The sequence below is a fragment of the Novosphingobium sp. BL-S-33 genome (assembly GCF_056857025.1).
Genome location: NZ_CM166474.1, coordinates 2,855,235 through 2,868,099, shown reverse-complemented (window position 1 = coordinate 2,868,099; position 12,865 = coordinate 2,855,235). Strand labels below are relative to the sequence as shown.

The following is a 12,865-nucleotide window of genomic DNA, read 5'->3' as shown; positions in this document are numbered from 1 at the left end:
GCCTTGGGGTACTGAACTTGAGTTCAGCCAGCCCCGTTCATGACTGGGCGGAATGAGGCTGTTCTAGAGAGGACTTATGAGCCAGACACTGGAGAACCGGGCCAAGCCCGACGCCAAGACCCAGCTCGACATTTATCGCCGGATGATCCGGATCGAGCGCAACGACGACGCCACCCGCACCCAGATCCGTCGCGGCCGCATTACCGCGCCGTACTACTCGGCGCGCGGGCAGGAATGCATTCCTTCGGCCATCTCGGTGCTGCTGAATAACGACGACAAGATCTGCACGATCTATCGCGGCATCCACGACATGGTCGCCAAGGACATGCCGCTCCGCCCGCTCTGGGCAGAGATCTGCGGCCGCGTCGACGGCACCTGCAAGGGCAAGGGCGGCCCGATGCACCTTACCCACCCGGAAACCGGCGTGATGGTCACCACCGGCATCGTCGGTTCGTCCATGCCGATCGCCAACGGCTTCGGCTGGGCGGCGCTGCTGGACGGCACCAAGCAGGTGACGGTCGCCTATTTCGGCGACGGCGCCAGCAACATCGGCGCGTTCCACGAAGCGCTGAACCTGGCCTCCGTGTGGAAGCTGCCGGTGATCTTCGTGTGCCAGAACAACGGCTTTGCCGAGCACACTCGCTACGAGAACGGCACTTCGGTAGACCAGATCTCGAAGCGCGCGATCGGCTACGGCATGCCGGGCTACACCGTGGACGGCAACGACCCGGTCGACGTCTATGCCCACGCCCATGCCGCCATCGAGCGTGCCCGCGCGGGCGAGGGGCCGACGCTCCTTGAATGCAAGACCTTCCGCTTCATGGGTCACGTCTTCGGCGATGCCGACGGCTACATGACCAAGGAAGAGAAGGCCGAGGCGATGGCCAAGGATCCGCTGCCGATCTACCGCCAGAAGCTGATCGACGACGGCATTGCGACGGCTGAGGAACTCGACGCGCTGACCGCGAAGATCGAGGCCGAAGTGAACGACGCCATCGAATTCGCGATGGCCTGCGAATTCCCGTCCGACGACGAACTGCGCCGCGACGTCTTTGCCGAGGAGATTCCGGCATGAGCACCGATACCCTTGAAACCACCACCGTCGAAACGGTGAAGATGAACGGCCTCCAGGCGATCAACGCCGCGTTGATGGAGGCGATGGAGGCCGATCCCAAGGTTCTCGTGCTGGGCGAGGACATTGCGGACAACGAAGGCGGCGGCGTCGTCGGCGTCACGCGCGGTCTTTCCACCAAGTTCGGTACGATGCGTGTGCGCTCGACGCCGATCTCGGAACAGGCGATCATCGGTGCGGCCATCGGCGCGGCCATGGGCGGCTACAAGCCCGTTGCCGAAATCATGCTGATGAACTTCACGACCGTGGCCATGGACATGATCGTGAACCACGCGGCCAAGCTGCGCTTCATGTCGGGCGGCCAGAGCCAGGTGCCGATGGTGATCCGCACCCTGACCGGCGCGGGCAACCAGACCGCCGGCCAGCATGCCGACTTCTACGAGGCATGGTTCTGCCACACCGCAGGCATCAAGGTGGTGATCCCCTGGACCCCGGCGGATTTCAAGGGCCTCTACCTCTCGGCCATTCAGGACCCGGATCCGGTCATCATCGTCGAAAGCGGCAAGACGCTGTTCGTGCCGATGGACGTGCCGGTGAACCAGGGCCCGATCCCGCTGGGCAAGGCGAACGTCGTTGCACCGGGTAGCGATATCACGATCGTTTGCTATGGCCAGATGATGTTCACCGTGATGCAGGCCTATGAAGAACTGACCAAGGCAGGCGTCTCGGTCGAAGTGATCGACCTGCGCACGATCTCGCCGTGGGACAAGGAAACCGTGCTGGCTTCGGCCGAGAAGACCGGTCGCCTGCTCGTGGTTCACGAAGCCGGCCGCAACTTCGGCCCGGGCGCGGAAATCGCCGCGACCGTGCAGGAAACGCTGTTCGGCAAGCTCAAGGCCCCGGTCGGCCGCCTTGGCGCGCCTTATTGCTCGGTGCCTTTCGCCAAGAAGCTGGAAGACGCTTTCCTCGTGCAGCCGCCCGAAATCATTGCCGAGGCGCAGCGCCTCGTCGCGATGGGCTGATCCGGCAGCGCCGCGTTACGAAAACGAAGGGCCTCCGCAGCAATGCGGGGGCCTTTTCGTTTGCGGGGAATGGCAAAGGTGTTGAACGTGGCGATTTTGTGCTGACCAAGCTTGAGGCCGGGACCGCTGTAGACCGCCACACATCTAACCCATCCAACTTAGTCCAAACCAGACCTCTCCCGTCGTCCCCGCGAAGGCGGGGACCCCGCTTTTCTTGCGCGCGTGGCAAAAAGGCAGCGGGGCCCCCGCCTTCGCGGGGGCGACGGTGTCTGGGGGAGGGTGCGAGGCAGAGCAGAGCCAAGCCAAGCCAAGCCAAGCCAAGCCAAGCCAAGCCGGGCCACGATGTCGGAATTGCCGAGTTAGTCTACCACACCATCGCATCCGCCCGTTTTTCGGGCCGAATGTAGATCGAGGTGATCCACGGTGAGAGCGCTTTCATCCGGTGCTCCAGTTCCTCGATCAGGGTTTCCGCCTCGCCCATCAGCAGGTCGTCAGCGAAGTCGGCGCTGATGGCCACGAAGATTGCCTGCGGGCTCGTGTGGATGGTGCGGATGTGATTGACGGCATCGATACGCGGATGGCCGTCGAGCACGCCGCGAAGCTGGCCGATGAGCACCGGGTCGGCCGCTTCGCCGATCAGAAGACCCTTCGCTTCGCGCGCCAGGACGATGGCCACACCCGCCAGCACGCAGCCGATCAGGACCGAGGCCACGCCATCGATGCGCGGATCGTCGAAGTGGATCGCGGCCCAGATGCCGATCGCGGCGATGACGAGGCCGATCAGCGCGGCGCTGTCCTCGAACAGCACGATGAAGCCGGGAGGGTCCTTGCTGCGGTGGATCGCGCGCCACCAGGTCTGGTCGCCGCGACCGGCATTGAACTCACGGACGGCAAGGGTCCATGAGGCGCCTTCCAAGACGAAAGCGATGGCCAGCACGATATAGTTCAGCGTCGGATCCTCGATCCGGCGCGGGTTGGTGATGTGGACCAGCCCCTCGTAGATCGACACGCCCGCGCCCACCGCAAAGATCAGGATGGCGACGACGAAAGCCCAGAAATAGAGTTCACGCCCATAGCCGAAGGGGTGTGAAAGGTCGGCGGGGCGGCTGGCGCGCTTCTGGCCGTAGAGCAGCAGGATCTGGTTGCCGCTGTCGACCAGCGAGTGCACGCCCTCGGTCAGCATCGAGGAGGAACCGCTGATCGCGGCGGCCGTGAACTTGGCGCCGGCGATGCCGAGATTGGCCGCGAGCGCGCCGTAGAGGACGATATTGGCCTTGAAGTGCGCGGTAACGCTGGCTGGCTCGCTCATCGGGGACGGTTCCTGCGGGGACTTGGGAGTCCCAACTGTCACCGCCCCCGCAAGGTTGCGCAAGTCCCGCCTTTTCAGGCGAGTGCTTCGCGCCCCACGCGCTCGTTCCAGAGGTCTGCATTGCCGCAGAGCTGCAGGTTCAGCAGCGCGCGCTTGAGGAACAGGTGGCAGGGATGCTCGTCAGTAAGGCCGATGCCGCCGTGAAGCTGCACCATCTCTTCCGTGACGAAGCGGAAGGCTTCGGCAGCCAGCACTTTGGCGGCGGCGAGTTCGGTGACGCTGGCGCTCTCGTCCCGCACGCGCTTCCACAGCAGGGCTTCGGCAACGACGATGCGCGTCTTCATGTCGGCGGCGCGGTGCTTCAGGGCCTGGAACAGCGCAATCGGCCGGTCGAACTGACGGCGGACCTTCATGTACTCGATCGTCATGTCGAGCGCGGCGCCCGCCGCGCCGATGCAGTCCGCCGCGAGGGCAAGTTGCGCCTCGCCCGAAAGCCGGTCATGGAGCGCCTTGGCGCCCGACGCGTCGGTGAGCATGAGGGTAGGGGCGTAGCCTTCCAGCACCACGTCGAAGAGACGGCGGCTGGGGTCCCAGATCGGCCGTTCGACCAGCGAGACGCCCGGCGCATCGAGCGGTACCAGCGCATAACCACCGGGAAGCTGCGCGACCACGGCAACGGCCATGTCAGCTTCGAAAACGCCGAAAATCGTGCCCGAAATGCTGCCGTCCGAACCTTGCGTCAGCTTTGCGGACAACATCGGCAGCGGCGCATATTCGCCGCCGGCCAGCCGTTCGAGCCAGTCAGCCCGCTCGGTGAAATTCTCGCTGGCGACAACCGCCTGAAGGCCCAGTTGGGCCGGGATCAGCGGCATGGCGGCCAGCACGCGGCCCATTTCGAGGTGCAGCGCCGTCGAAGCCTCCCGCGTGAAGCCAAGGCCACCGTCCTCTTCGGGCAGGCGCACCATCAGCCAGCCCATTTCGGCAGCCAGTTGCCAGCTTTCATCGCGCGAGGGCGAGAGCTTGTCGGCCGGGAACGCCTTCTGCGCGGCGTCGGTCAGTTCGTTGAGCTCGATCACAGCACCCACCCCTTCGGCTCGCGCGGCATGTCGAGCATGCGTTCGGCGATGATGTTGCGCTGTACTTCTTCGCTGCCGCCGGCGATGGTCCAGGCATAGGAATTCATGAAATCGGCCATCCAGTTGCCGGTATTGAGATCGCCGAAAGTGATCGGCGCGACATATTGCTCGTCCATGCCGCCCAGCCGCAGGCCCAGCGCTGAGTAGGCCCGCAGCGCGCGACTATAGGCGTTTTTGACGATGGAGGCGTCGCCCATGCGCTCGATCCCGTTGATGCGGTTATCGAGGAACTGGTCGGCAATCGCGCAGACCGCGTCCACTTGCGTGACCAGCGTGCCGAAATCGCGCAGCACGCCGCGATCGTCTTCGTGCCCATGTTCGCGGATGAGCTTAGCCACGCGGCCCAGCGCGCCGCGCATGCGGTAGGACAGCTCCATCAGCGTCAGACCGCGTTCGGAGGCGAGCGTTGCCTGTGCCACGGCCCAGCCTTTGCCTTCCTCGCCTACGCGTTCGGAGACGGGGATTTCGACGTTATCGAGGAAGATTTCGGCGAATTCCTCGTCGCCCTGGATCTGATGGATCGGGCGGACGGTGACGCCGGGGGCCTTCATGTCCATCAGCAGGTATGTGATACCCGCCTGCTTGACGCCATCAGACGAAGTGCGCGCCAGCAACAGGCACTTGTCCGCGAACTGTGCCATCGTCGACCAGACTTTCTGGCCGTTGATGACGTAGACATCGCCCTTCAGTTCCGCGCGCGTCTTGATCGCGGCGAGATCCGATCCGGCGCCGGGCTCGGAGAAGCCCTGGCACCATGTCTCGCCTTCGAGGATTTTCGGCAGGTAACGGGCCTTCTGCTCGGCATTGCCGCATTCGTGCAGCGTGGCGAAGGCGTGATAGGTGGAGACGAAGGAGAGCAGCAAGCGCGGACAATCGGCGCCGGCCAGTTCCTCGTAGATCACTTTCTGCTCGGCCAGACTGCGGCCGCCGCCGGGATATTCGGCGGGCCAGTGCGGGATCGCATATCCGGCGCGGACGAGCTTGCCGAACCAGTCCCGCTGGGTGCGGACGAAATCGTCCTGCGTGCGGCTGGCATCGCGCCAGCCGGTGGGCGCTTCGGCGGCGAGGAAGCTGCGGACTTCACGCCGCAGGGCTTCTAGATCGGCATTCTGGGTCATGCCCTGTCCTTGCCGGTCGCGCTTGTGGGCGTCCAGACGGAGGTGGGTCGCTGCGGCGATATCGGGGATATGGGCCAAGTCAGCGTTAGAAGGCGCCGACAGATGGTGAGCAACAGAACTCATCATCTCCGCGAAGGCGGAGATCCCGCTTTTCTTGGCTGGAGTGCCAAGGAAGAAGAAGCGGGGCCCCGGCCTTCGCGAGGGCGACGGAGTGAGTTTGGGTCAGGGCAGCGTCAGGCAAAGGGAGGCAGCGATTGGTCCGCCAGCCGCCTTCACACGGCCACTTCGATCATCTCGCCTTCCACCCGCACTTCGTAAACCTCGATCGGCATCGTCGCGGGCGGATTGATCGGCGCGCCGGTTTCGAGATCGAAGCGGGCACCATGGACCGGGCAGGAGATCCAGCCATTGCGCATCCGGCCGCATTCCAGGGTCTCGTAGGCATGGCTGCACAAGTTGCGCACGGCGAAAATGCGGTCCTTCGTGTTGCACAGGAGCACGCTGATGCCGTTCACTTCCACCATGAGCTTCGAGCCGGCGGGCACGTCTTCCAATTTGGCTGCGGCAACGAAGGTCTTTTCGGTCATCATCATCCCGGTTCGCTTAGGGCCCTGAAGGGGGCATGTCTTGCGGACCTGCTTGCGGTGCCGCCGCGACGCAAGGGCGCGGAGCGGGCACAAGCAGGATCAAGCAAGACGCTGTACCGTGGCGGTCATTTCGCGGGCAAGCCGCCGACGCGATAAGACTCCCGAAAAATGCGCGCCGCATGATGCGCACATCGGGAGAACATGGGTGGCGGCTGCTGAGAGTTTCGATGTCGTGGTGGTGGGATCGGGCTCGGCGGGCGCCATGGCGGCGCTGCGCAGCGCCGATCTTGGCCTGAAAGTGCTGATCGTCGAGAAATCGCACAAGTTCGGCGGCACCTCCGCCACTTCGGGCGGGGTCATGTGGATCCCCAATCACGGGCTCGACGGCGATCAGGGAGACAGCCGTGAGAGCGCGCTGGAATATCTCGACGCCACCATCGGCGTGCCGGTCAACCGCGAGCGGCTGGAGGCCTTCGTGGACGAGGCGCCGCGCATGCTGCATTTCCTCAAGTCCACCGGCGTTTCGGTCATGGCGGCGGCGTGGCCGGACTATTTTCCCGGACGCCCGGGCGCGCGGGCGGATCGCTCGGTGATCGTACCCACGTTCGACGGGCGGCAATTGGGCGATGGGCGCTATGCCTTGATGCGCGAGCAGTACAACCGCTTCAAGCTGTTCGGCCGCTATGCGATGGACCTGACCGAGACGTTCGCACTGATGATGCAGTCGAAGGGCTGGCGCATGGTCGCGGGCAAGATGATCGGGCGCTACTGGATGGACCGCTCGACCCGCAAGGTTTCGCACCGGGACAAGCGCTTCACGCAGGGCGCGGCACTGATGGGGGCGACCTACGAGCAGGTCTTCGCGCGCGGTGTGGAACTGCGGATGGAGACTTCTCTCGAAGGCCTGACGGTGGACAAGGGCGGCCGGGTTACCGGGATCGAGGTTTCCAACTTCGGCCGTAAATATGCCGTGGAGGCGCGGCACGGGGTCGTGCTGGCGGCGGGCGGGTTCGAGTGGAATCAGGCGCTGCGTGATCGGTTCTATCCGGTGCCCGGCCTCACGCGCCATTCCTCGACGCCGGAAGACGGCAATCGCGGCGAGGCACTGATCGCGGCGGAAGGGATTGGCGCGTCTACCGAGCATACCTCGCAAGGCTGGTGGATCCCGACGATGACCCTGCCGATGAAGGGCGCCTCCAACTTCCATGAGATCCATCAGGCCGCCTTCGATGTCGGCCGTCCGTGGAGCGTGGTGGTGAACCGCAAGGGCGTGCGCTTCGTGGACGAGGCTTGCGGTTACGACCAGTTCGGGCAGGCTATGGTGCGGGATCAGGTCGAGAGCGGCGCGAATTGCCCGTGCTGGCTGATCTTCGATGCCAAGTTCCGCAAGAAGTTCAGCGCCGGCGGGCTGATGCCCACGGTGCATACGGCCGAGCACAAGGTCCCGGCCGACTGGTGGGATCACTACGTCTTCCGCGCGGAGACCATTGAGGAACTTTGCGCCAAGACGCATTTGCCGGTCGAGGCCGTGAGGCAGACCATCGCCAATATGAACGGTTATGCGAAGACCGGCATCGATCCTGAATTCGGGCGGGGGATGAACCCCTATGACCAGATGTTCGGCGATCCTTCGTCCACGCCAAACCCGAATATCGGGCCGATCGACAAGGCGCCGTTCTATGCGGTGCCGATCAACAATGGCGATCTCGGCACCAAGGGCGGGCTGCGCTGCGATGCGCGGGCGCGGGTGCTGGATGGCGCGGGGCAGCCGATTGCGGGGCTCTATGCGGCGGGCAACAATTCGGGGACGCCGTTCGGCGATACGTATCCCGGGGCGGGGGCGACCATTGGACCAGCTATGACCTTCGGGTTCGTTGCCGCCAACGACATTGCCGAGCGTGCGGGGAACCAGCGAACGGGCTAAATCGAGAGATTGAAGGGAGCGGGATCCCCGCCTTCGCGGGGATGACGGAGTAAGGTGGGGGCGATCTCGCTGGCCTCGTCGCAGGTTCCCAGCTCAATCGTGATTGAAAAATTACCGTCATCCCCGCGAAGGCGGGGATCCCGCTTCCTCAAAGCGGCGACGGCACAGCGGAGCAGGATCAATGAAGGGCAAGGTAGCAGTCGTCACCGGAGCGGCAGGCGGCATAGGCGAGGCCATAGTCCGCGCGCTGGGCGCGAAGGGCGTGAAAGTCCTCGGCACCGGGCGCAATGCGGGCAAGCTTCAGGCGCTGAAAGATACGCTGGCAGGCACAATGGCGTTCGATTTCGTCGCCGTCGATGCCACGGCGGACGACGCGCCGCGTGCGATTGTCGAAGCTGCGGTGGAGAAGTTCGGCCGGCTCGACGTGCTGGTCAACAATGCGGGCTCGTTCAACTTTGGGCCGGTGGACCAGACCACTGACGACATGCTTGACGAAGTGCTCGGCATTTCCCTGCGCGCGCCGTTCCGGCTCTGCCGCGAGGCGTTGAAGGTGATGAATGAGGGAGGTTCGATCCTCTTCATCGGCTCGACCTGGGGGCTCTACGGCACGCCAGGCGGCGGGGCCTATTCCACCGTCAAGGCCGGGCAGATCGGGTTGATGCAGACCATGGCCGCCGAATATGGCCCGCGCGGCATCCGCTCGAACTATGTGGCGCCGACTGTGGTGCGCACGGAGATGACGACCGCCTTCTGGGACCTCGATTTCTTCCGTCGCACCAACCACGAACTGACCCCGCTCCAGCGCGATTGCTCGGCGGCGGATATCGGCAATATGGTCGCCTTCCTTGCTTCAGACGAGGCAGGCTTCGTCAATGGGCAGACTATCGCGGTGGATGGCGGGATTTCGACCACGCGCTATGTCTCGCCTGCGGCCATCGGGGCGGTTCGCCAGTGATTCAGCGCGGCGGCTTGCAGGGCTTGCCTTCGTAAGCGAAGCGGATCGTCTTGTATTCGCTGCCGCTCCAGCGGGCGATGGGGAAGCAGAAGCCGGGGCCGCCGATCTCGATATCGGGATAGCCGTCCACCCCGCGCGTGGTCTGGAAGGTGGCGATGCCGGTCTCGTTGGCCATGAGCTGCCAGCCGGCGGGCGTCTGGCGCAGAAGTTGGAAGCCCGTGCCGGCCATGCCGAAGCATTCGGTGCTTTCGGCGGTGATGAGGGCTTCGGGGTGGCCGTCTCCGTTGATGTCCTTGAGTTCCACCGCCTGACGGGTGGCGGTAGTGGCGCCGTCGCAGCCGTGCCAGACATTGCCGGCCTTCACGTAGCCCGCCGCGCGCATCAACTGGTCGAACTGTGCGGGTGGCAGGGCGGCGGCCTTCGGGGCCTGCGCGGCGGCCGGAGCGGCAAGAGCAATGCTGAGCAGGATGATCTGGCGGATTGCCGGCATCGTTGTTTCCCCAATTCCGGTCCCGGGTTTGGCGATCGACCGGCCGAGCCCCTTGGCAAGAGGGTGCTCACGATGCGCATTTTCGTCAATTCGGTGAACTCCCAGGCGGTTTTCGCCGGGGCGTTGGCCCTTGGCTTGTGAGTGGGATGCCCGCTGGGTAACGCCGGGAGAAAGAACAGACGCGAAGGATGCCATGCAGTTCGAATGGACCGAGGAACAGAATGCGTTCCGGCACAAGATCCGGGACTTCCTGCACGCCCAACTGCCCGAGGGGTGGGAGAAGTTCTCCGAACACGGTCCCGCGTCTCCGGCGCTGACGGCGTTTGCTCGCGGTTTTTGTGAGAAACTGGCCGAAGTGGGCCTGCTGTTCCCGCACTGGCCCAAGGAGATGGGCGGTGAGGGGCTGGGGCCCTGGGAGCAGCAGATCCTCTCCGAAGAGATGTGGATCGCCGGTGAGCCGCGCGGCGGCCAGTACATGAACGTCAACTGGATCGGCCCCACGCTGGAAAAGTACGGCACGGCCGAGCAGAAGGCGCGCTATCTGGAGCCGATCACGCGCGGGGAATCGCTGTGGTGTCAGGGCTTCTCGGAGCCGGATGCGGGATCGGACCTTGCGTCCTTGCGCACCCGCGCGGTGTTGAAGGACGGCCATTACGTCATCAACGGCCAGAAAATCTGGACTTCCTACGCCGGGCTGGCGGACACCTGCTTCCTGCTCACGCGCACCAGTGATGACCGCAAGAAAGGCATTACCATCGTCCTCGTGCCGATGGACACGCCGGGCATCACCGTGCGCCAGATCCCCTCGCTGATCGGTGAGGGCGACATTCACGAAGTCTTCTTCGACGATGTGACCGTGCCCGAAACCGCCCGTTTCGGCGAGGAGGGACAGGCCTGGGAGATCGTCGCCTATTCGCTGCGCAACGAACGCCTTGGCATCCCGCGCTTCACGCTTGCCCGCGCCGCGCTCGATCGCGCGGTCATGATGCTCAAGGATCGCGGCGACTTCACCCGCGAATACGTCCGGATCGAGGCGGCGCGCTGCGCGGCGCTCTGCGAGGCGGCGGGAACGGCCAATTATGCCGTCGTCCAGAAGCGCGTGGACGGGCTGGCCATCGGCGCCGAGTCCAGTTCAGCCCGCTATGCCACCGTCATGGCCGAACGCGCGGTTTGCGAATTCGTGGTGGAGTTTCTGCCCGAGGCGCTCGCGGGCGCTTCGCCCTATCTCAAGATGCACCACCAGCGCGGCATTGTCGCGGGCGTCGCCGCCGGATCGGCCGAGATCCAGCTCAACATCATCGCCAGCGACGTGCTGGAACTGCCCCGGGAGCCGCGCTGATGCAGCTTGCCCTTAACGAAGACCAGACGCAGGTCCTCGATTTCGTCGAAGCGCTTGCACGGCCCTTCGCCTCGGCGCCGCTCCATGATGCCGGGCTGGCGTTGGAAAGCACGGAGCTTGACGCGGCGCTTGTCGAGAACGGCTTTCTCGATGTCATGGCGGTTGAGGAACTCGGCCCTGTAACCGCAGCGCTGGTGGTCGAGAAGCTGGCGCGCCTGCCGTTCGCGGTGGAAGCGGCGGCATCGGCTCTGGTGCGCCCGCTGATCGATCCCGAGTTGCCGCGTCCGCTTTGTCTGGTCGAGGAAGGCCGGACCTCTGGGCCCGTGCGCTTTCTGCGTCCCGGTGCGACGGTGGTGGTTGTCGGCCACTCGGGCGTGCGCAGTTTCACGGCGAGCGCGGATGGGATCGCTCCGGCGCAGGAGGATACGCTCTACGCTTATCCGGTGGCGTTTCTGACCGGACTGCCCGAGGCCATGACTCCGCACGATGTCGATCCGGTGAACGTGACCCGAGCCTGGCGCGTCGCCATGGCGGCGGAGGCGGCGGGGTTGCTCGGCGCGGCTCTGGCGAGCGTGGTGACCTATGTGTCCGAGCGCAAGCAGTTCGGTCGCCCGCTCGCGACCTTCCAGGCCATGCGGCACCGTTTGGCCGAGGCGCAAGTGGTGACCAATACCGCTTACTGGCTCACCATGCGTGCGGCGGCCACTGGCGACAGCGCCGATGCGGCGATGGCGCTGCTTCATGCGCAGGAAGCCGCCAAGCGGGTGTGCTACGATTACCACCAGTTCCTTGGCGGCATGGGCATGACGCTGGAGCATCCGCTGCATTTGTGGACGTACCGGCTCAAGCTGCTCACCTCGGAACTGGGCGGACGCGGTGCGCAGGGGCTGGCGGCGGCAGAGGCGCTCTGGGGATAGGGCGCGCTACTTATCCAAACACGATCCGTCGTCCCCGCGCAGGCGGGGACCCCGCTTGTTCTTGAGGCGTAGCGGGAAGGAAGCGGAGCCCCCGCCTTCGCGGGGGCGACGAGTGAAGTGCCAAGAGTGTAGCGCTCCGCCACTCAATCCGCGTCGATCATGCCTTTGAGCTGCGGTCCGCCGCCCACCGTCAGCGTTTCGCCGGTAATGTAGCTGGCCGCATCGCAGGCAAGGAAGGCAATCGCCTGAGCCACTTCCAGCGGGGTCCCCGGTCGGCGAAGAGGAAACACCTTGCACGCATCGGTGGCGTCGAAGCCGACCTTGGCCCAGCCCCGTTTCGCAAGCTCGGTGGCAATCATGCCCGGCGCCACGCAGTTTACACGCACTCCGGCAGGCCCCCATTCGGCGGCGGCGACGCGGGTGAACATCTGGAGTCCTGCCTTGGCGGCGGAATAGGCGCCGCAACCTACCGTGCCGTTGATCCCGGCCAGCGACGAGACATTGACCACCGCCCCGTTCCCATGCGCCTTGAGATGGGCGATAGCCGCGTGCGAGACGTAGAACGCGGCATTGAGATTGAGCCGAACGTCCTTGTCCCAAAGCTCGGGCGCCATCTTCGAAAGCGCGGAAAAGCTCGACATCCCGGCATTGTTGATGAGCACGTCGAGCCGCCCCAGCCGATCTGTCGCTTCCTGAACCATGGCCGTGGCCGCGTCGGCGTCGGTCACGTCGCAGGACAGGCTTGCCACGCGGCGGCCGGTCTCTTGCGCGATCTCGCGCGCGGCGGCCTCCAGCCGGTCGGCGCGGCGGGCAACCAGCATGACATCGGCGCCGCGCCGCGCCAGCAGGCGTGCCACTTCCTTGCCGATGCCAGTGCCGCCGCCGGTGACCAGCGCGGCGCGTCCGGTCAGGTCAAAGCCTTCGATCATCCCGTCTCTCCCGATTTCCTGTTTGCGGACAAGACTAAGCACCCTTGGAGCGATGGCGTAACCGCGC

Annotated in this window: 12 protein-coding genes; 6 read left to right on the top strand and 6 right to left on the bottom strand. The window is 65.0% G+C overall.

All coding sequences use genetic code 11. From position 1 onward, the window contains the following. Window positions 1–76: 76 nt before the first annotated feature. Both AC1VVM_RS13365 and AC1VVM_RS13360 read left to right on the top strand, forming a co-directional pair. Window positions 77–1,075: a thiamine pyrophosphate-dependent dehydrogenase E1 component subunit alpha gene (locus tag AC1VVM_RS13365; protein ID WP_132385542.1), complete on the top strand. Its 999-nt coding sequence runs from the start codon at window positions 77–79 to the stop codon at window positions 1,073–1,075. Then, the gene (locus AC1VVM_RS13360; protein ID WP_482955150.1) at window positions 1,072–2,094 is read left to right on the top strand and encodes an alpha-ketoacid dehydrogenase subunit beta; all 1,023 of its coding nucleotides are present in this window, start codon (window positions 1,072–1,074) and stop codon (window positions 2,092–2,094) included. The genes AC1VVM_RS13365 and AC1VVM_RS13360 overlap by 4 nt, the downstream gene beginning before the upstream one ends. A gap of 364 nt (window positions 2,095–2,458) precedes the next feature. Here AC1VVM_RS13360 and AC1VVM_RS13355 read toward each other — a convergent pair whose 3' ends face one another. The 4 genes from AC1VVM_RS13355 to AC1VVM_RS13340 all read right to left on the bottom strand — a co-directional run bounded on the left by AC1VVM_RS13355 (window position 2,459) and on the right by AC1VVM_RS13340 (window position 6,244). Continuing rightward, window positions 2,459–3,403 (bottom strand): cation diffusion facilitator family transporter, encoded by a 945-nt coding sequence (locus tag AC1VVM_RS13355; RefSeq protein ID WP_482955149.1) that lies wholly within the window; start codon window positions 3,401–3,403, stop codon window positions 2,459–2,461. A gap of 74 nt (window positions 3,404–3,477) precedes the next feature. Beyond that, window positions 3,478–4,479 (bottom strand): acyl-CoA dehydrogenase family protein, encoded by a 1,002-nt coding sequence (locus AC1VVM_RS13350; RefSeq protein ID WP_482904311.1) that lies wholly within the window; start codon window positions 4,477–4,479, stop codon window positions 3,478–3,480. Continuing rightward, window positions 4,476–5,657, bottom strand: coding sequence for an acyl-CoA dehydrogenase family protein (locus AC1VVM_RS13345; protein WP_482904310.1), 1,182 nt, complete (start codon window positions 5,655–5,657; stop codon window positions 4,476–4,478). The genes AC1VVM_RS13350 and AC1VVM_RS13345 overlap by 4 nt, the downstream gene beginning before the upstream one ends. 272 nt (window positions 5,658–5,929) lie before the next feature. Further along, on the bottom strand, window positions 5,930–6,244 hold the full coding sequence (locus AC1VVM_RS13340) for a Rieske (2Fe-2S) protein (protein WP_132385796.1): 315 nt from the start codon (window positions 6,242–6,244) through the stop codon (window positions 5,930–5,932). Between the two features lie 205 nt (window positions 6,245–6,449). On the opposite strand from AC1VVM_RS13340, the gene AC1VVM_RS13335 reads away from it, so the two are divergent. Next, window positions 6,450–8,168, top strand: a complete 1,719-nt coding sequence (locus tag AC1VVM_RS13335; protein ID WP_482904309.1) for an FAD-dependent oxidoreductase — start codon at window positions 6,450–6,452, stop codon at window positions 8,166–8,168. 181 nt (window positions 8,169–8,349) lie between these two features. Next, window positions 8,350–9,123, top strand: coding sequence for an SDR family NAD(P)-dependent oxidoreductase (locus AC1VVM_RS13330; RefSeq protein WP_482904308.1), 774 nt, complete (start codon window positions 8,350–8,352; stop codon window positions 9,121–9,123). Window position 9,124: 1 nt separating this feature from the next. On the opposite strand, the gene AC1VVM_RS13325 is transcribed toward AC1VVM_RS13330, so the two are convergent. After that, on the bottom strand, window positions 9,125–9,613 hold the full coding sequence (locus AC1VVM_RS13325) for a hypothetical protein (RefSeq protein WP_482904307.1): 489 nt from the start codon (window positions 9,611–9,613) through the stop codon (window positions 9,125–9,127). Between the two features lie 193 nt (window positions 9,614–9,806). On the opposite strand from AC1VVM_RS13325, the gene AC1VVM_RS13320 reads away from it, so the two are divergent. Further along, window positions 9,807–10,952 carry an acyl-CoA dehydrogenase family protein gene (locus AC1VVM_RS13320; RefSeq protein WP_482955148.1) on the top strand — a complete coding sequence of 382 codons (1,146 nt, stop codon included), beginning with the start codon at window positions 9,807–9,809 and terminating at the stop codon, window positions 10,950–10,952. After that, window positions 10,952–11,869: an acyl-CoA dehydrogenase family protein gene (locus AC1VVM_RS13315; RefSeq protein WP_482904306.1), complete on the top strand. Its 918-nt coding sequence runs from the start codon at window positions 10,952–10,954 to the stop codon at window positions 11,867–11,869. The genes AC1VVM_RS13320 and AC1VVM_RS13315 overlap by 1 nt, the downstream gene beginning before the upstream one ends. A gap of 143 nt (window positions 11,870–12,012) precedes the next feature. Here AC1VVM_RS13315 and AC1VVM_RS13310 read toward each other — a convergent pair whose 3' ends face one another. After that, a complete protein-coding gene (locus AC1VVM_RS13310) occupies window positions 12,013–12,798 on the bottom strand; it encodes an SDR family NAD(P)-dependent oxidoreductase (protein ID WP_482955147.1) in 786 nt (261 codons plus the stop codon). Between the last annotated feature and the right edge of the window lie 67 nt (window positions 12,799–12,865).